Here is a 17,886-nt window from a genome sequence, read left to right as displayed (position 1 = left end):
TCAATCGAAATGCAAATGGAGTAAAAACACCACTCTATTTTTTGGTGGTGCAAAAATAGTCTTATTATTGTAATATTCAAAGTGAAATATAAAAACTTTATTTGTTTAACATACTAAAACATTAGATAGTTTATTAACAAACTAACTTTTACACAATTCATACTTTCTGAATTATTTAGGTATATCAGTGCAAAAAACTTAACAAAACAAGAGAGAGCTTAGCTGTAAATTATAAAATTGAAGATGTTATTTTTTTAATATCAGATTATCTAATCTTAGAAATATTTGCCATCATCAACGGAAAGCGAAAAGTAACACTTAAAAAGATCAGAAACCTGTTACTTTTGTTACTTTTTGCAGACGAAACATTTTCGCAAGTATAAATCCAAGCAAAAGAAAAATATCAAGCCACCTACTCTACACATTACGTGATATTTGAGTATACAAAAGACCTTTCAAGTACAAAAAAATTATATAAAAAAGAGGGGCATGCGTTAAAAAGATGTTTTGCAACATGTTTTATAATATTTTTTGATTAACTTTGCTTATAACATATTTTACATTATCAGTTTTGAATGATGACAGATAGTAATGCTGTTAGCTTGTCGGAAAGTATTCCTGAAATATGGAATCTGTTGAATGACAAAGAACAAACTATAATTGCCGCTAATGCGAGAATTATGGACTTCAAGAAAAATGAAGTGATATACAGGGAAGAAGAAATTCCAATGGAATTGATGTGCCTGTGTAGAGGGAAAGTGAAAATATACAAAGACGGTGTTGGCGGACGTAGCCAAATTATCAGAATGATAAGACCTACTCAGTATTTTGGATACCGCGCCTTTTTTGCCAACCAACCTTATGTCACGGCTGCTTCGGCTTTCGAACCCTCGACCATCTGTTTCATACCAATGAAACTTATCAACGAGATAGTCGCTTCAAATTCTAAATTAGGCAGTTTCTTTATAAAAGAATTGGCTATAGACCTTGGAATAGCAGACGAGCGGGTTGTAAACCTTACTCAGAAGCATATCCGTGGGCGCTTGGCCGAATCGTTGATATTCCTTATCGAGAATTACGGACTTGAAGAAGACGGTGCTACAATAAGCATCTACCTTTCAAGGGAAGACTTGGCTAACTTATCAAATATGACTACATCGAATGCCATCCGCACTCTATCAACGTTTGTTGACGAACATATCATTACGCTGGATGGTCGCAAAATAAAAATTATAGACGAAGAAAAGCTCCGAAAAATAAGTAAAATCGGATGATTACCCGAATCGCTCACAAGTATCTGGATTACCGATACAAAGAGATTGATAGCTTTATCAACAAACCTATCGAAACGCAAGAGAAGATATTGGAATATCTGCTCCGCAACGGTGAGCAAACATTCTTTGGGCAGCAGTTCAATTTTTCGGCTATAAAAAACAAAGACGATTTCAGAAAACAGGTTCCAATCTTCCACTACGAAGATTTGCGCCCCTATCTGGATCGTATCATTGTAAATAAAGAACAAAATGTACTTTGGAACAAGCCTGTACGTTGGTTTGCCATGTCATCGGGCACTACCGAAGATAAGAGTAAATATATACCCGTAACTCACGAATCACTCACCAAAGGGCATTACAAGTGCGGAGAGCAAATGCTTGCTATCTATGCACAAGCCAATAAGGATGCTAAATTCTTTTTTGGCAAAACACTAGTACTAGGCGGCAGCAAGCAAATAAACAACATAGGTGACGGCATCTTCACAGGAGACATCTCTGCTATCCTTATAAAGAATTTATATTTCTGGGCAAAGCTTAGCCGCACACCCGAAAGCATCTCCTTATTACCCGATTGGGAGACCAAGTTGCAGGCACTGACTGACTATGCTATAAAAAACGATGTGAGGGCTTTTATGGGCGTACCTTCATGGCTACTCGTCTTATTGAAAAAGATAAAGAGAGATACCGGGCGCGACCTCACTGATATATGGCCTAATCTGGAAGTTTTCTTTCATGGTGGCGTGAGCTTTACTCCATTCGAAGAGCAATACAAGAAACTGATACAAAAGCCCGATATGTACTATTGGGAAACGTATAATGCATCGGAAGGTTTCTTTGGGGTACAGTTCTCCGATAATTCTAAAGAAATGCTGTTAATGTTGGATAGCGGCATTTACTACGAATTTGTCCCAATGAGTGAATGGGACAAAGAAAATCCCAAAACATTAACACTGGATGAAATAGAAACCAGACAGAATTACGCTATAATTATTTCAACAAACGGAGGGCTTTGGAGATATATGATAGGCGATACAATAGAGTTTTCGTCCACTACTCCCTATCTGTTCCATATAACAGGGCGCACCAAGAACTTCATCAATGCTTTCGGCGAAGAACTGATAATAGACAATGCCGAAAAAGCCCTGGCAGAAGCATGCAAGATCACAGGCGCACAAATAAGCGAATATACAGCCGCCCCCGTTTACTTCGGGGATAACAACAACGGAGCACATGAGTGGCTGATAGAGTTTACCGTAGAACCCAACAGCCTCGAAGATTTCACCCGTTTATTAGACAGCGAACTAAAAAAGGTAAACTCGGACTACGAAGCCAAGCGTTCATACAACTTATCGCTGAATATGCCGATTGTAAGAAACCTACCGAAAGGTACTTTTAACGAATGGCTAAAATATATTGGCAAACTTGGAGGTCAGAACAAAATTCCACGATTGTCGAACAACAGGGATTATCTGGAAAAAGTAATCTCATTTTGCGACACAATGAATTCATAGCCGGATATAAATCAAAAGAAGAAACATAAGACTATTCAATACGCCATCTCACCCATCTTTAACATATAAAAAAAGAAGCTACCTCTATGCGAGATAACTTCTTACTATCTATATTTTGATGCTTCGTTTATAACAAACTTGCTGCTTCCTCATCTAAGAACCAATAAAGATATCCTTTCTTCGGATTTACTTTAGCAGCCGGATATTTATCCAGAAACTGCTCTCTGTTTTTAATGATATCTCTTACCTTCTCGGCTTTGTTCTTTCCGGTAGCAAGAAAAACTACATACTGTGCATTATTCACTACCTGTCCGCTAAGGCTTACTCGTTTCATTTTGCTTTCAGGATGCTCACCTATCACACAGAAGTCTTTACTATCCCACAATGATATCTGATCAGGGAAAATAGAAACAGTATGTCCATCGTCTCCCAAACCAAGCATTACGATTTCGAAGCAAGGAGCATTACGGCGCTGCATAACTTTTGTTTCCAAAATTTTGCTATACCATTCAGCCTCTTCTTCAGGTTCATTCTCGCCATGAATACGGAAAATGTTATTATTCGGAATTTTGGGAACTTTGTCAAACAAATGATCCTTTGTCATTCCATAATTATTCATAACATTTTCGGGCGGAACACAGCGTTCGTCACCCCAAAAGAAAAACAGTCGCTGCCAGTCGATCGAATCTTTACAGTTTTCTGCCCAATAGTCAAAAATCACTTTTGGGGTAGTTCCACCTGACAATGCAAGGTTTACACGCGGATATACATCCATTAACTTTTGCAAAAATGCCGTAAAACCCTCACTCAGGGCTTTCGCATCCGAATAAATGTTAATCTCTTCTTTTATCATAATTCACAATATATTCCATCATCAGACAGGTTCTTACAAGGATATCTCCATGTGAGGTTTTTACCCTCAATCAGCTCATCGGCACAATTTGGTCCCCACGAGCCGGAAGGATAGCCATGCAAGGGTGCATCGGGGTTCTTCTCCCAGAAGTCGAGCAACGGTTGTACAAATTTCCATGTAGCCTCTAAAGCATCGCCACGGATATACAGCGTAGAATCGCCAACCATACAATCAAGCAAAAGACGTTCGTAAGCCTCAGGCAAATAAGTATCCTGTAGTTGTGAATAATGAAAGTCCATATTCACATTCTTAACCTGATAGCCACTTCCGGGTACTTTCATCTTTGTTTTCAACAAAAGACCTTCATCCGGCTGAATACGTATCACCAATTGATTTTCGTCGTTACTCATATCTGCACTTTCGGGAAATAATTTCTGAGGTGCAGGTTTGAAGTGAATAACAACTTCAGAGACACGAGTCGGCAAACGTTTACCTGTGCGTATATAGAAAGGAACTCCACCCCAGCGCCAGTTGTCTATAAAGAGCTTCATAGCCACATAGGTTTCGGTACGGGAATCGGCATCCACATCCTTTTCCTCACGGTATCCCTTGGCATATTTTCCTTTAACGTTAGCTGCCGTGTATTGCCCACGAATAACATTCTTAAACAAGTCGTCGTTCGACATAGGCCGTAGAGCCTGAAAAACTTTCAATTTCTCGTTGCGAATCGAAACAGAGTCTATAGACATTGGCGGTTCCATTGCCACCAAAGCCAGCAACTGCAATAAGTGGTTTTGCACCATATCACGGAGTGCTCCCGAATGATCGTAATAGCCACCTCTGTTTTCTACGCCGATGCTCTCGGCAGCAGTTATTTCCACATGGCTGATATAGTTTCGGTTCCAAAGAGGCTCGTAAATACCATTCGCAAAACGTGTTACCAACATATTTTGCACAGTCTCTTTACCTAGATAATGGTCTATACGATATATCTGATCTTCATCATAACTTTCCTGAAGCGAAACATTCAGCTCCACAGCAGATTTAAGATCAATACCAAAAGGCTTTTCGATAATAATCCGTCTAAAATTACCATTCTCCTGATTCAACCCTTGCTCTGCCAAAAACTTAGGTATAAGCGGATAGAGCGAAGGTGGCGTTGACAAGTAAAATATATAATTACCTGCTGTACCCTCTTCCTTATCGAGAGCTTCGAGCCGTGCCTTCAATTTAGAATATTCTGTCCCGTCATCTGTATTGATTGACAGATAATGCAACTTCTGGCAAAACTGCTCTATTTCTTCATCCAAAGCATCTTTTGCCAATGCAAACTGCTTGATACCATCCTTCATCTTATCGCGGAAGGTATCGTCTGTAAACTGACTACGAGCTACACCAAGCACAGCAAAATTCTTGGGTAGTGAATTTTGTTTATGCAAGTCAAATATAGCCGGTATCAGCTTTCGGTATGTTAAATCACCAGAAGCTCCGAAAATAATCAGAGCTTGGTCTTGTATTGATTTTGATTTCATTAGCCCCTCCATTCTCCCCCAAAAGGGAAGTTTTTAAGTTAGCATTTCGTTATATTCTTTTCAATATTTCCTCGGAGATAGTGCGGGGCTTAGTCTTTTTTGATTTCGTGACCACCAAACTGATTACGCATGGCAGCAAGAAGTTTCATTGCATACGAAGTTTCTTGTCGTGACTCGAAACGAGTGAAAAGCGAAGCTGTAATAACATGAGCAGGAACATCAAAGTCCATTGCTGTTTGTACTGTCCAGCGACCTTCACCACTATCGGCTACATAATCCTTGATTCCTTCAAGGTTTTCGTTACCTTCCAATGCATTACCGATCAGTTCGAGCAACCATGAACGAACGACTGAACCTTCCATCCACACACGCGATACTTTTTCTAAGTCTACCCCGTATGGTGAGTTCTTCATTATCTCAAAGCCTTCGGCATAAGCCTGCATCATACCATATTCGATGCCATTATGCACCATTTTCACCATATGGCCTGCACCACTTTCTCCACAACGCATATATCCGTTTTCGGGAGCTAAACTTTTAAATATAGGCTCTGCAAAATCACAAGCCTCTTTGTCTCCGCCATACATTAGACAGTAGCCATTCTGTAATCCCCATACACCGCCACTGGTACCACAGTCGAGGTAATGAACTCCTTTTTCTTTTACTTTCTTTCCTCTCTCTACAGTTTCTCTCCAGTAGCTGTTTCCTCCGTCTACGATTATATCATTCGGGCTAAGTAGCGTCAATAGTTCTGCAATGTTTTCATCCACAGGTTTTCCTGCCGGAACCATCAGCCACACAAGCTTGCGTCCTTCCAGTTTATTTACTAAATCCTTTATGCTTGTAGCCGGAATAGCACCCTTAGAGGCTGCCTCATCAACTTCTTTCTGAGTAAGGTTATAAACTACGACTTCATGTCCATGATTCAAAAGGCGTTCTACCATTTTGCCGCCCATCTTACCTAATCCAACGAATCCAATTTTCATCTTATTCTTATATTATCGTTTGTTATTTTATATAATTAAACAAGCAAATGCCTGAAAAGTTAATTTTCAAATCCTTGCTAAGTTACAATTTTTATAAATAACATCATAAACAACATGCTATTATAATATTCATAGATATGTATTAATACTATAAATCAACACTTTAAACTCAAATTATACAATATAGAATTCTTCTATATCACAGAAACCATAATATAGTACACCTATTAATATAATATTCTTAAATACAGTAATAATTTGATGTTATAAGAAATAGTGTAGAAATGCAGGTCTAAAATAGTGATAGAAATTATAAATCTACCGTGAGAAGGCTATACCACAAAACGAAAGAGGCGATTATTTTTAATAACCGCCTCCCTGCTATATAATTTCGATAATTATTCAGAAACTACTTCGAAAGGTATTTCTACAGAAACTTCTTTGTGAAGTTTAGCGATAGCTTTGTAGCTACCTACTTCTTTCACAGCTTCTTTGATAAGAATAATTTTTCTATCTACATTGTAGCCTAATTTTTCAAGAGCTTCTGCTATTTGAATATTAGTTACAGAACCGAAGATAGTACCTGTAGAACTTGTTTTTGCACCAATAGTAAGTGAAATTCCTTCCAACTTAGCAGCCAAATCCTGAGCATCTTGTTTGATTTTCTCAAGTTTATGAGCGCGTTGTCTTAGGTTTTCAGCTAATACTTTCTTTGCAGACTCTGATGCTATCACAGCTTTACCTTGGGGAATAAGGTAGTTACGTCCATAACCGTCTTTTACAGTTACGACTTCATCTTTATATCCTAAGTTAAGGATGTCTTCTTTTAATATAACTTGCATTTCTTACTCCTCCTTATTTATTTCATTAAGTCTGTTACGTAAGGAAGCAAAGCCAAATGGCGAGCTCTCTTTACAGCTTGTGCAACACGACGTTGGAATTTCAATGATGTACCTGTAATACGACGAGGAAGAATTTTTCCTTGTTCGTTAAGGAATTTCTTTAAAAACTCAGGGTCTTTGTAGTCGATGTATTTAATACCATTCTTTTTGAAACGGCAATATTTCTTTTTCTTCACATCAACTGAAGGCGGAGTCAAATATCTGATTTCTGATTGTTGTGCCATAGCTTAATTCTCCTTTACTTCTTCTTTTTTAGATGATTTTAAACTTCTTCTCTTCAATGCGTACTCGTGAGAGAACTTATCTTGACGGAAAGTCAAGAAACGGATCACACGCTCGTCGCGACGGAAGTTAATTTCAAGTTTAGCGATAACAGACGGATCAGCTTCGAACTCTAACATCGCATAAAAACCGGTTGATTTCTTCTGAATTGGATAAGCCAATTTGCGAAGTCCCCAGTTTTCTTCACTTACTATTTTGGCCCCTTCATTGACCAAAAGAGTCTTGAATTTTTCTACCGCTTCCTTCATCTGAACATCAGACAAAACGGGAGTTAAAATGAAAACGGTTTCGTAATTGTTCATAAATTAATTAATTATAAATTAAACATACATTTTTACAAATGAGGTGCAAAGATAGGCTTTTTTATCAAAACAACAAATGCTAAACTGTCAAAAATTGTTGTACTTACCAACTTCTTATCTTATTTTTGTGATGAAAATCAGAAAACGAACATGCATGAAGACCGAGGAAACATTGAACTTAGATCAGGATTTGGACCTGATATTTCCCATTATTAACGGTAAAGTATCGATGGCCATAAACAGGATGATGTACAGGAACTTCAAAAAAGAAGGACTGGATATCACTCCCGAACAATGGACTGTCCTTGCTTTTCTGTGGCGCGAAGACGGGGTTACACAACAGACGTTATGTAATTCAACATTCAAGGATAAGCCTAGTATGACACGCCTGCTAGATAATCTTACAAAACAAAATCTGGTGTATCGAAATGCTTCGGTTAGCGATCGACGATCCAACCTTATCTATCTCACCGATTTAGGCAAGTCGATCAAGGAAAAAGCCGGAAAAGCTGTTTACACCACCATGGAAGCTGCACTCGACGGAATAGACGAGGAAGGACTAAAACAGGTAAGAGTACTGCTTGCCGCAGTGTTCGGCAACGTAAGTCAAGCCTTGGACGACAAATAAATCAGGGACTGATAAGCAGATCCATATAAATAGGTAAATGATCACTGTATCCACCAAGATATTTGAAGCCTGAATAGGTCCTGAACGGTTTTTGTCCACCATACTTTTTATTGTCTGCCTCTAACAAGAATTCAGCCGAAAAAACGTGTACGGTTTTATCTTTTACAAATACCTTTCCTCCTTTTTCTAACAGGTTTCCATTGACAACTATTTGATCAATAAAACCCCATTTACCCTTATACTTGTAAGAGCCTGCTCCCTTTTTGTCAATCCTGTCGTAAAGAAGGTTATACAAACCTTTAGCTGAGATATCGGATTCGATCCTTTTTCCTCCGAGCACTTCGGACATACTTACATCATTCGGGTAGTCATTAAAGTCTCCCATAATGATAACGTTAGCCCCTTTACGAAGGTGCAAGACACTGTCTACTTTATGTTTCAACAGTTGGGCGCACTTTATACGGTGCGGTCTGGTCTTGCGGATACCTTCACGCCGTGATGGAAAGTGACAAACAAAAACATCTAACAATCTGCCATTGATCACCTTACCCGTAACATGCAATATATCTCTGGTAGAGCGTACCGAGTCCCCCAAATCGGGCGTATATGATTTCCGGCTCAGTATCTTTATCTGATCACGTTGATAAAGAAGGGCAACATTTGAACCTCTCAGGTCTTTCGACCGAGTGATCAGGTATTCATATTTATCTTTCTGTAGTGCAGTTCGCTTTGTAAGATGATAAAGAACAGAGTCGTTCTCCACTTCGCACAACCCCACTATCGCCGGAGGATACCCCTCCCCTACCGAAGATATGACTTTGCTTATGTTATGCAACTTCTGCCAATAGCGATAATTAGTCCAATGCAACTGTCCGCCGGGAGTGAATTCATCATCATTTGTAGCCGGATTATCTTTTGTGTCGTACAGGTTTTCAACGTTGTAGAACATGACCCGAAATTTTTCCTGCGCCGTCAAAAAGAAGACGAAGGCACACAAAAGAACCAAGAGCAATAGCCTTTTACTCACTCCGTTCATAGCAGCCAATATCAGGATCGGTATCTGCAAGTCTCGAACGTCCTTTTAGATCGTAAGGAAGTAGCAACGAGTAAGATCTGTCTGCCTTACCGATAGCAGGTGATGTGGCTTGCAGTTCGAAATTATAAGAGTAATCCTTATTATTGTTTATATTTACAAACAATGGATCTGCGTTCCACACAGTATTTACAAAGTGCTCATTCTTTTGTTCAGTCGCTTTAATCAGGCAGTTCTGAAATTTATAGTTGTACTCGACTGTATTAACACCACTTAGCAACAGTTCACCCGAAGCTGAGCCGGATACAATAGTGTTGATAAAATCGCATTTATCCAAATCGTAAGCCTTTCCCTCATACACATTCCCGACAGCCAGACACTCCTTTTGACGCATCGACCATCTATAATAATTAGCCAGCGTGCAATGTAAGAAACTATATTTCCCGCCGATCAACGAAACAGCCGCACCTTTTGAATTGGCAAACAAGCAATTCTGAAAATCTATATAACAGTTTATTGCCAACAAGCCACACTCTGATGTATTCTGTACAATTGTATTTGTAAATTCAGCTTTCTTGTATTGGGTATCTGCCGCCGAAAATGTCACTCCCCGCACTGCATTTTTTACAATTACATTATTGAGGACATTGCCATAACTCTCGGCATGGAAAGTTATCCCGCTCCATTGTCCGGGAGTATTATCGTATGGTATATTTCCGTCTATATTATCAAAACGGCTTCCCCTGAAAACAATCGGTTCTTGCGCCGTTCCTTGCGTTATAATACTACCATATATATCTACAGTGGCATTGTTCCGCAAGAAGAAAGTTGTTCCTTTTTGTACATCCAGAGTCACACCTTTATTTATGGTAAGCGAATTGTATATAAGCAGTGGTTTATCACCTGTTATCACCGAGTCGGTTGTCACCACTTTGTCTTTCCAGATATATACATCTTGTCCTACGGCCTCCAACTGCACATATTGTATGTTGCCGTTCACAACAAGGCGAATCGAATCCCTTATCAGCACAGGGTTCTTTGTATTGGTGGGATCTACCGTTACCTCAATAAATCCGTACAAACTGTCTTTTTTCAGTATATCCACATTGGTGAGCTTGGTTCCTTTTTCGCCGTCGATGTTCATACGGAAACCGCTTTTTGAAGCGTTAACCAATTCGATGGATTGTATGGTTAGAGAGTTATTGTTTCTGTTATATATCTTAAACTGTTTTGTAGCCGAGCCCAAGGTTGTAAAAACGGTATCGAAACGAATTGTATCATTAGAGAATGAGAGTGTGAGTTCTTCGCTATCCGAAAAGTCATTACCCTCCTGACAACTATTAAATAACATAAGAAACAAGACTAGCACAACAGAAGCTCCGATGGACTTCATAAATGAAGAAAAGATATTAATCTTGGCTAGCTCTACTACTCTATATTTCATTTGTTACAGTTATTAAGTTTGGTGTTACTTTTTGATTATTTCGTATTCGACTGTTATACAACAACTTTAATTTCACTGATTGTTAAAAAGTAACAAAAGTAACACTTTTTCTATTGTTTTTATCTGTCACCTTTTACATTCGGCAACTAAGCCTCTTCTACTAGATAATTATAGATATAAAAATTTGTGCGTTAAACAATTAGTATTATCCGATGACAATATTATACAAAAAGTCTTAGTATCACAAGAAAAGAGGCTGTCTTATAGTTTTTCTCATCAGTGCTTCTTTGTCATTATCTTCACTTTCCTCTCCCGATATCCAATTCAAGATGTTCAAGATATCCAATATGACAAAAAACAGTAAAAACTATAAGACAGCCTCTTTTATATATCAGACCTCTATAAGCTGCATACTCCGTCTATCGAGCACGATTGCCCACTTATGACTTCTCCTTTTTCGGACGAAACTCCGCTGCCTTCCCAATCGGCATAAGCCTCATTCAGCACTTTGAGATAGTCTTCCACAGGGATAGAGCCTTGCACCACTTGCTTATTATTAAACAAATAGAAAGGAATATATTCCAATCCAAGCTCATTCTCGCTGTATTCTATATCCTTCTTTATCTCCGAAAGATATTTATCACTATCGAGCATAGCCAAGATTTCAGATTCTGGCAGACCGATGCTTGTACCTAACTGTACCAACACAGCAGGGTCGCTTATATTCTGACCTTTGACAAAATAAGCATCAAACAAAACTTCTTCGGCCTCAGTTCCCAAACCAGACACCTTTGCCAGTTTCACCAATCTCAAAGCATCGGATGTACTAACCACAACGAGATTATCGAAGTCATAGTCCAACCCAACTCCCTTAGCCATCTGCGCCACTTTGGCCTGCGTACGGCGAGCCTCATCTTCGGACATAGCAAACTTCTTGGCAAAATAGCTGTAAATGGATTGTGTTCCGGCCTTTTTGGGTAAGCTAGGATCTAATTCATAGCTGTGCCACACAAGTTCTACATTCTTACGATGCGGGAATTGCTCCAAAGCTTTTTCGAGTCTACGTTTTCCAATATAGCAATGCGGACAAGCTATATCCGACCATATATCTATTTTCATTTTATCCATAATTCAATTGATTTAATTAATACTAAGTAATAAAAACAATATACAACTGGATTTGTTACTTGACTACTTAAAAAAAAAGAGAAAAAAAGATATGAGCGTGTGTCAAAAGTAAATCTTTACGATCAAAGTCACTTTTTACACACACCCATACTCGTATTCTTAAAACCGGCTTTTCGCGATTATTTAGCCGGAATATTCTTCAACACTTCCAATAAGAAAGGCCACCATTTGGCAACAGAAGGAATTTCTATCTGTTCTTCGGGAGAGTGCGCGTTACGAATTGTCGGACCACATGAAATCATATCCAAATGCGGATATTTCTCCAAGAACAGACCACATTCCAATCCGGCATGTATAGCCATTATTTCAGGTTCTTTACCATACAGGCTTTCGTATGCCTTCTTAGCTACCGCCAATACTTTAGAGTCCGGATTTGGCTTCCATCCCGGATATCCTGCTGAATGCACAACCTCAGCTTTAGCCAATGTAAATACTGCATTTACAATATTACCCGCATCATCTTTCAAAGAGTTGGTAGAGCTTCTCTGGCTTGTTGTTATCACAATTGTATTACCCTCCTTCATTTTTATAGAAGCCAGATTTGTAGAAGTTTCTACCAAATCGGGTATTTCATGGCTCATCGCCAATACGCCATGAGGACAAGCATAAATCGCATTGAGCAAATTGCCGGTTGTTTCCTTATCGATAACAAAAGCGGGTGTATCTGTCGAAGACACCGTCATTTTCACATTCGGATCTACAGCCTTGAGTTCGCCCTCTATTTGCGGAACGAGCGTATTCAATTCTACGATTACATCTTCCTTCTTGCTGTAAGGTACTCCGGCAATAGCGTAAGCCTCACGGGCAATAGCATTGTGAAGGTTTCCTCCGTCAATCTGGGCAAGCACCAAATCTTGTTTTTTATTGAGCTCCCACAAGTAGCGGTTCAATATCTTATTGGCATTCCCCAATCCTTTATGGATTTCAGCTCCGGAATGTCCTCCGTTCAATCCATTTACCTGAACTTTGAACCAAAAATAATTGGCGGGTACTTCTTCTTTCTTATATGTAAATGTAACAGTAGTAATCTTCCCTCCGGCACATCCTATATATATTTCACCTTCTTCTTCTGTATCCAGATTGATAAGCACGTCTCCGGTAAGGAAATCTTTTCCTAAGGCATACGCCCCCGTCAAACCTGTTTCTTCGTCTACAGTAAACAAACATTCGAGCTTGCCATGCTCTATTGTATCAGACCCCAAGATAGTCAAAGCAGCAGCAACCCCTATACCATTATCAGCACCCAAGGTTGTTCCTTTGGCTTTGAGCCAATCTCCATCTATATAGGTTTCTATCGGATCGTTGTCGAAATCGTGCTTGGTTCCGCTATTTTTCTCGCACACCATATCCACATGCCCTTGGAGTATTACGGTAGGTAGATTTTCTTTACCCTTGGTTGCCGGTTTTGTTATCAAAACGTTGCCTGCATCGTCTTTTTTGGCTTGCAGGTTATGTTTTTTTGCGAATTCTAATAGATAGGCGATTATTTTTTCTTCTTTTTTAGAAGGTCTCGGAATTTGAGTTATTTCGTGGAAATAATTCCATATACCACTCGGTTTTAAATCTTTAATTGTCATATTAATATTTTAATTATTACTTACACTTTCATAATAACATATAAAATTAAAGAGATATACCTTAAAATGCAATTTTTTTACAACTTTTAAAGGTTTAAAATTGATGTTGTTTTAACATAAAGATATATCTTTGCCAAGTCGTTAAAAAACACAGGCATAATTGTGCCTTGTTTTTTGCTACAGGATAAGATTAACTAAATGTTTTTATAAATGAAAAATATCTCTTACATTATTAATGGCGTTTTTGCTGTTGCAATAATCGTCCTTTTCATTTTATTTTTCACATCTAATAAGGGAAACACAGGAACTGAAGACTCATCTCTCACATTCACCAAAGGAGACTCTACCGGCATGCTTCCTATAGCTTATGTAAATGTAGATTCACTTTTGATAAACTACAATTATGCTAAAGATGCGAATGATGCGTTGATGAAAAAGTACAATAGTTCAAATGCTACTCTTACCCAAAAGCAAAGACAACTAGAAGCCGAAGGCGCAGAATTTCAGAGAAAAGTTCAAAACAATGCATTCTTAAGTCAAGAAAGAGCACAACAAGAGGCTGCACGTATCCAAAAATTGGAAAGCGACCTGCATGCAATGGCTCAAAAATTGCAAGAAGATTACATGAGAGAACAGCAAAAAGTAAATACACAGATGGCCGATTCTGTTCGCCTGATATTGAAGGAAATGAACAAAACAGCCAACTATCAAATGATATTTAGCAATACAGGTTTGGATAATGTTCTGTTAGCCAAAGATGGTTATGATATTACACAGAAGGTGATAACCCTGTTGAATAGCCGCTACAAACCTGAAGCTTCTAAGTAATAGGTAAATGATTTAGGAATAGGGTAACACCAAATTGGAGTTATCCTATTTTTTTGCAGTATAGAGAAAAAATTAGCATTATGGACACGTATGGACTAGTCGGATACCCTCTGAAACACTCATTTTCCAAGAAATTCTTTACCGATAAATTCGAAAAGGAGGGGATTGATGCAGAGTATCTCAATTTTGAGATTGAAGATATCTCTCAATTTACTGATATTATCCGCAACTATCCAAACCTTAAAGGTCTGAATGTAACAATCCCATACAAAGAAAAAATAATACCATACCTCGATGGGCTCGACAAAGGGGCTGAAAGTATCGGGGCTGTAAATGTGGTAAAAGTAATCCGAGACAAAAACAATGCAACAAGATTGATCGGATACAACTCCGACATTATCGGATTTCAGGAGTCTATCAGGCCACTTATCAATACGGCTATCCATAAAAAAGCATTGATATTAGGAACAGGCGGTGCATCCAAAGCGGTAAAAGGAGCGTTAGATGCACTAGGCATAGAGTGGATATATGTATCGAGAACTCCGAGTGAAGGACAATTATCATACAGCGATATCGACTCACAGGTAATGGAGAAATATACCGTCATGGTCAACACATCGCCACTGGGCACTTTTCCGGACGTAGACAATGCCCCCGACATCCCATACACCCTACTCACAGACAGACACCTACTGTTCGATCTGGTGTATAATCCGGCTGAAACAAAGTTTCTGAGGCTGGGCAAAGAGAATAAGGCTAGCATAAAAAACGGAGCCCAAATGCTCGAGCTGCAAGCCATTGCGGCATGGAAAATATGGAATGAATAAATTCCTTGGTAAGACAAATAGAAATGTGAAAGAAAACTTATACCTTTAAAGTCAAAAATCAAGATGAGAATTATAAATCTTTCAGAGCAAAACACTATCCTCAATCGTTTTGTCAGCGAATTGCGCGATGTAGACATCCAGAAGGATAGCATGCGTTTCAGACGGAATGTTGAACGCATAGGAGAAACAATGGCTTATGAGATCAGTAAAACACTGAATTACGCGCCGCTCGAAACTCAAACACCTCTGGGTACATCGATCACAAATGTGCCTACCGACCCTATCGTTATCGCTACAATACTTCGTGCAGGACTTGTTTTTCATCATGGATTTCTGGAATGCTTCGACAAAGCGGAGAATGCTTTTGTTTCTGCCTACAGGAAATACAGAGAAAACCATCAAAGTTTTCATATCCACATCGAATACATCGCTTCTCCACAAATAGAGAATAAGGTTTTGATCCTTACCGACCCGATGTTAGCTACAGGTGGCAGTATGGATTTATCTTATCAGGCGCTACTGACTAAAGGTGAGCCTAGCCATGTACATATAGCCACTATAATAGCAAGCAAGCAAGCCATTGAATATTGTGCAAAAAACTTTCCTCAGGAAAAGACTACAATATGGGCTGCGGCTATCGACCCCGAACTGAACGAGTCGGCGTATATCGTTCCCGGATTAGGTGATGCCGGAGATTTGGCATACGGGGAAAAAGAATAAAAACAAGACAATATATAGCAAAAAAGAGGAAAGATAATCTTTCCTCTTTTTTGCTATATATTGTTCTACAAACTAGTTCCTTTTGGAATACAACCAAGCTGTTTCGTATTTTGGATTCTCTTTACGGAATGTGTCCAAAAAGCCTTCGGCTTCAGGTTTATCAGAGAATGAAGCTACATAAATACGAAAACGCCCTCCTGCCTCTAAGATATTTACACTCTGAAGACCACTCTTCTTAATCTTGTCCAACAAACGTTCTGCTCTCGATTGCGTATCCTCTCCTCCTACAATGATATAGTATGTACGTAAAGATTGAGGCTGTGCTTCAGACTCTTTATTCTCTACCTTGGCTTCTACAACCTTAACAGAATCAACCTCCAACAATGGTTTTACTTGTTCTGCAAGAGAATAGATAAAGCCCGATTGCTGAGGTATCCCTCCTTGCAAACCTGTATTATTACTTACATTTGCTGATGGTACAGTGAATAAAAACATGGCAACCACAGCAGCAGCAACACTTCCGAGGGTATATTTAACCGGAAAGCTTTTCCTCGAAGCAGACTCACGCCTATTTATATCCGACAGGTTGCTTAACCCTACAGCGGTAAGACCATAAAGAGATGGAAATACAAAAGATGGATTAGCCTCGAACAGAAGTTTACCTTCCTTATTCATGTATAGGCTGCCCAGTCTTCCACAAGTTACAGGCTTTTGAGTAGAAAGCTCTTGTTTTAACCCTTTGACAAAATCTTTTATTTTTTGCAATGCAGCATTATATGTCATTTTCCCGTCTCTTATATAATAAGAGACGATTACACCATCATCATGTTTCAGATCAGGGTTGAAAGTTATCATATATCCGGGTACGCACACATTAGCATCAATATGATGTAATGGCTCCACCTGATTGACAATAAAACCACCCAATTCTGGTATAATCACACAGTTATGGATTGGCAAGGCAAATTCTAAATATGTAAAGACTTTGTTTTCCATAGAGGCAAAGATAATTATAAGTTGTAGAAATGAAAAAGATGACGTTGTCTTTTATTTAAAAAGTTACTAACAATTAATCGTGAAGATTGTTAAAAAAAGGTTACTTTTGAGACTAATTAGCTAAAACAGAATATGGAACTCGAACAAATTATTACAGAGCACATCCGAAAGTCTATCTCTGTAAAGGAATCTATACTATCCAATCCGGCGATCATGGCAAGTATCAAAGATGCTGCCACAGCAACAGTGGATGCTTATAAAAGAGGGAAAAAAACACTGATTGCAGGAAATGGAGGAAGTGCTGCAGATGCACAACATATAGCCGGGGAGTTTGTTAGCCGATTTTATTTCGATAGGCCGGGAATCCCTTCCATAGCATTATCAACTGATACATCTATTATAACAGCAATAGGAAACGACTACGGATTCGACAGACTTTTTGAGAGACAAGTTCATGCTCAAGGTTCAGAAGGAGATATTTTCATTGGCCTTACAACATCGGGGAACTCCGAAAACATTGTCAGAGCACTGCATGCATGTAAAGAAAAAGGTATAAAGTCTATAATCTTGACAGGTAAATCGGGAGGCAAAGCTTCTGATCTATGTGATATTTGTATAAAAGTTCCGTCGGAGGAAACTCCAAGAATACAAGAATCACATATACTGATAGCTCATATTATTTGCTGTATCGTTGAAGAAGAATTATTTGGGAATCTAAAGTAGACTCAATCTTGATTGTATTGAAACCTACTCCGGATACCAATATATATATTATCTAAAATTGTTTTAATTTAAAAATTAGCTACATTTGTAACGTTAAAAAGAACAAACATTGTATGATCAAGACACAATATCAAAACAAATCATCCTGCAACCATCTGACTGCCAACAAAATGCATACTAGCGGCTATTGCAAAAGGATATTTATATATTATTAAATTGTGTACTAAAATATAAACCTTGAATACAAATTAACATAGAAAATCTAGAGTCATTGCTTTTA

At 38.6% G+C, this 17,886-nt stretch carries 18 protein-coding genes; 7 read left to right on the top strand and 11 right to left on the bottom strand.

Annotation, left to right across the window (positions count from 1 at the left end):
* Window positions 1–578 precede the first annotated feature (578 nt).
* Both QOX35_RS04075 and QOX35_RS04070 read left to right on the top strand, forming a co-directional pair.
* Window positions 579–1,274: a Crp/Fnr family transcriptional regulator gene (locus tag QOX35_RS04075; protein ID WP_135105280.1), complete on the top strand. Its 696-nt coding sequence runs from the start codon at window positions 579–581 to the stop codon at window positions 1,272–1,274.
* Window positions 1,271–2,785 carry a GH3 auxin-responsive promoter family protein gene (locus QOX35_RS04070; RefSeq protein ID WP_283685887.1) on the top strand — a complete coding sequence of 505 codons (1,515 nt, stop codon included), beginning with the start codon at window positions 1,271–1,273 and terminating at the stop codon, window positions 2,783–2,785. The genes QOX35_RS04075 and QOX35_RS04070 overlap by 4 nt, the downstream gene beginning before the upstream one ends.
* 127 nt (window positions 2,786–2,912) lie before the next feature.
* Here QOX35_RS04070 and pgl read toward each other — a convergent pair whose 3' ends face one another.
* From pgl to rpsF, 6 genes are all read right to left on the bottom strand, one after another.
* Complete coding sequence (gene pgl / locus QOX35_RS04065) at window positions 2,913–3,638, bottom strand: 6-phosphogluconolactonase (RefSeq protein ID WP_283685886.1); 726 nt, start codon at window positions 3,636–3,638, stop codon at window positions 2,913–2,915.
* The gene (zwf, locus tag QOX35_RS04060) at window positions 3,635–5,170 is read right to left on the bottom strand and encodes a glucose-6-phosphate dehydrogenase (RefSeq protein WP_283685885.1); all 1,536 of its coding nucleotides are present in this window, start codon (window positions 5,168–5,170) and stop codon (window positions 3,635–3,637) included. The genes pgl and zwf overlap by 4 nt, the downstream gene beginning before the upstream one ends.
* A gap of 89 nt (window positions 5,171–5,259) precedes the next feature.
* The gene (gene gnd, locus QOX35_RS04055) at window positions 5,260–6,156 is read right to left on the bottom strand and encodes a phosphogluconate dehydrogenase (NAD(+)-dependent, decarboxylating) (protein ID WP_283685884.1); all 897 of its coding nucleotides are present in this window, start codon (window positions 6,154–6,156) and stop codon (window positions 5,260–5,262) included.
* A gap of 398 nt (window positions 6,157–6,554) precedes the next feature.
* Window positions 6,555–6,998, bottom strand: coding sequence for a 50S ribosomal protein L9 (gene rplI, locus QOX35_RS04050; RefSeq protein WP_135104814.1), 444 nt, complete (start codon window positions 6,996–6,998; stop codon window positions 6,555–6,557).
* A gap of 17 nt (window positions 6,999–7,015) precedes the next feature.
* Window positions 7,016–7,282, bottom strand: coding sequence for a 30S ribosomal protein S18 (gene rpsR / locus QOX35_RS04045; protein WP_006798740.1), 267 nt, complete (start codon window positions 7,280–7,282; stop codon window positions 7,016–7,018).
* A 3-nt stretch (window positions 7,283–7,285) separates the two neighbouring features.
* Window positions 7,286–7,642, bottom strand: coding sequence for a 30S ribosomal protein S6 (gene rpsF, locus QOX35_RS04040; RefSeq protein WP_006843294.1), 357 nt, complete (start codon window positions 7,640–7,642; stop codon window positions 7,286–7,288).
* A 154-nt stretch (window positions 7,643–7,796) separates the two neighbouring features.
* On the opposite strand from rpsF, the gene QOX35_RS04035 reads away from it, so the two are divergent.
* Window positions 7,797–8,270 carry a MarR family winged helix-turn-helix transcriptional regulator gene (locus tag QOX35_RS04035; protein ID WP_135104813.1) on the top strand — a complete coding sequence of 158 codons (474 nt, stop codon included), beginning with the start codon at window positions 7,797–7,799 and terminating at the stop codon, window positions 8,268–8,270.
* A 1-nt stretch (window position 8,271) separates the two neighbouring features.
* Here QOX35_RS04035 and QOX35_RS04030 read toward each other — a convergent pair whose 3' ends face one another.
* From QOX35_RS04030 to QOX35_RS04015, 4 genes are all read right to left on the bottom strand, one after another.
* On the bottom strand, window positions 8,272–9,219 hold the full coding sequence (locus tag QOX35_RS04030) for an endonuclease/exonuclease/phosphatase family protein (RefSeq protein ID WP_283685883.1): 948 nt from the start codon (window positions 9,217–9,219) through the stop codon (window positions 8,272–8,274).
* Window positions 9,220–9,289: 70 nt separating this feature from the next.
* Window positions 9,290–10,747, bottom strand: coding sequence for a right-handed parallel beta-helix repeat-containing protein (locus QOX35_RS04025; protein WP_283685882.1), 1,458 nt, complete (start codon window positions 10,745–10,747; stop codon window positions 9,290–9,292).
* 399 nt (window positions 10,748–11,146) lie between these two features.
* Window positions 11,147–11,875 carry a DsbA family oxidoreductase gene (locus QOX35_RS04020; protein ID WP_283685881.1) on the bottom strand — a complete coding sequence of 243 codons (729 nt, stop codon included), beginning with the start codon at window positions 11,873–11,875 and terminating at the stop codon, window positions 11,147–11,149.
* 179 nt (window positions 11,876–12,054) lie between these two features.
* Window positions 12,055–13,512: an aminoacyl-histidine dipeptidase gene (locus tag QOX35_RS04015; protein WP_283685880.1), complete on the bottom strand. Its 1,458-nt coding sequence runs from the start codon at window positions 13,510–13,512 to the stop codon at window positions 12,055–12,057.
* A 210-nt stretch (window positions 13,513–13,722) separates the two neighbouring features.
* Between QOX35_RS04015 and QOX35_RS04010 the strand changes: the two genes are divergently transcribed.
* From QOX35_RS04010 to upp, 3 genes are all read left to right on the top strand, one after another.
* Complete coding sequence (locus QOX35_RS04010; RefSeq protein WP_006843300.1) at window positions 13,723–14,340, top strand: OmpH/Skp family outer membrane protein; 618 nt, start codon at window positions 13,723–13,725, stop codon at window positions 14,338–14,340.
* 80 nt (window positions 14,341–14,420) lie between these two features.
* Window positions 14,421–15,167, top strand: a complete 747-nt coding sequence (locus tag QOX35_RS04005) for a shikimate dehydrogenase family protein (protein ID WP_283685879.1) — start codon at window positions 14,421–14,423, stop codon at window positions 15,165–15,167.
* A 63-nt stretch (window positions 15,168–15,230) separates the two neighbouring features.
* Entirely contained in the window at window positions 15,231–15,887 is a 657-nt protein-coding gene (gene upp, locus QOX35_RS04000) for a uracil phosphoribosyltransferase (RefSeq protein WP_283685878.1), read from the top strand.
* A 72-nt stretch (window positions 15,888–15,959) separates the two neighbouring features.
* Here the strand turns inward: upp and QOX35_RS03995 are convergent, their stop codons facing one another.
* Window positions 15,960–16,883, bottom strand: coding sequence for an HU domain-containing protein (locus QOX35_RS03995; protein WP_283685877.1), 924 nt, complete (start codon window positions 16,881–16,883; stop codon window positions 15,960–15,962).
* Between the two features lie 132 nt (window positions 16,884–17,015).
* On the opposite strand from QOX35_RS03995, the gene QOX35_RS03990 reads away from it, so the two are divergent.
* Window positions 17,016–17,606 (top strand): D-sedoheptulose-7-phosphate isomerase, encoded by a 591-nt coding sequence (locus QOX35_RS03990; protein WP_283685876.1) that lies wholly within the window; start codon window positions 17,016–17,018, stop codon window positions 17,604–17,606.
* The last annotated feature ends 280 nt before the right edge of the window (window positions 17,607–17,886 follow it).

The sequence above is a fragment of the Dysgonomonas sp. Marseille-Q5470 genome (genome assembly GCF_951230145.1).
Lineage (GTDB): Bacteria > Bacteroidota > Bacteroidia > Bacteroidales > Dysgonomonadaceae > Dysgonomonas.
This window is presented reverse-complemented; position numbering and strand designations above follow the sequence as displayed.

Excerpts from the sequence above, each read along its gene's own strand:
- QOX35_RS04075 (WP_135105280.1), top strand. The coding sequence starts at position 579 with ATGACAGATAGTAATGCTGTTAGCTTGTCGGAAAGTATTCCTGAAATA.
- QOX35_RS04070 (WP_283685887.1), top strand. The coding sequence starts at position 1,271 with ATGATTACCCGAATCGCTCACAAGTATCTGGATTACCGATACAAAGAG.
- pgl (WP_283685886.1), bottom strand. The coding sequence starts at position 3,638 with ATGATAAAAGAAGAGATTAACATTTATTCGGATGCGAAAGCCCTGAGT.
- zwf (WP_283685885.1), bottom strand. The coding sequence starts at position 5,170 with ATGAAATCAAAATCAATACAAGACCAAGCTCTGATTATTTTCGGAGCT.
- gnd (WP_283685884.1), bottom strand. The coding sequence starts at position 6,156 with ATGAAAATTGGATTCGTTGGATTAGGTAAGATGGGCGGCAAAATGGTA.
- rplI (WP_135104814.1), bottom strand. The coding sequence starts at position 6,998 with ATGCAAGTTATATTAAAAGAAGACATCCTTAACTTAGGATATAAAGAT.
- rpsR (WP_006798740.1), bottom strand. The coding sequence starts at position 7,282 with ATGGCACAACAATCAGAAATCAGATATTTGACTCCGCCTTCAGTTGAT.
- rpsF (WP_006843294.1), bottom strand. The coding sequence starts at position 7,642 with ATGAACAATTACGAAACCGTTTTCATTTTAACTCCCGTTTTGTCTGAT.
- QOX35_RS04035 (WP_135104813.1), top strand. The coding sequence starts at position 7,797 with ATGAAGACCGAGGAAACATTGAACTTAGATCAGGATTTGGACCTGATA.
- QOX35_RS04030 (WP_283685883.1), bottom strand. The coding sequence starts at position 9,219 with ATGTTCTACAACGTTGAAAACCTGTACGACACAAAAGATAATCCGGCT.
- QOX35_RS04025 (WP_283685882.1), bottom strand. The coding sequence starts at position 10,747 with ATGAAATATAGAGTAGTAGAGCTAGCCAAGATTAATATCTTTTCTTCA.
- QOX35_RS04020 (WP_283685881.1), bottom strand. The coding sequence starts at position 11,875 with ATGGATAAAATGAAAATAGATATATGGTCGGATATAGCTTGTCCGCAT.
- QOX35_RS04015 (WP_283685880.1), bottom strand. The coding sequence starts at position 13,512 with ATGACAATTAAAGATTTAAAACCGAGTGGTATATGGAATTATTTCCAC.
- QOX35_RS04010 (WP_006843300.1), top strand. The coding sequence starts at position 13,723 with ATGAAAAATATCTCTTACATTATTAATGGCGTTTTTGCTGTTGCAATA.
- QOX35_RS04005 (WP_283685879.1), top strand. The coding sequence starts at position 14,421 with ATGGACACGTATGGACTAGTCGGATACCCTCTGAAACACTCATTTTCC.
- upp (WP_283685878.1), top strand. The coding sequence starts at position 15,231 with ATGAGAATTATAAATCTTTCAGAGCAAAACACTATCCTCAATCGTTTT.
- QOX35_RS03995 (WP_283685877.1), bottom strand. The coding sequence starts at position 16,883 with ATGGAAAACAAAGTCTTTACATATTTAGAATTTGCCTTGCCAATCCAT.
- QOX35_RS03990 (WP_283685876.1), top strand. The coding sequence starts at position 17,016 with ATGGAACTCGAACAAATTATTACAGAGCACATCCGAAAGTCTATCTCT.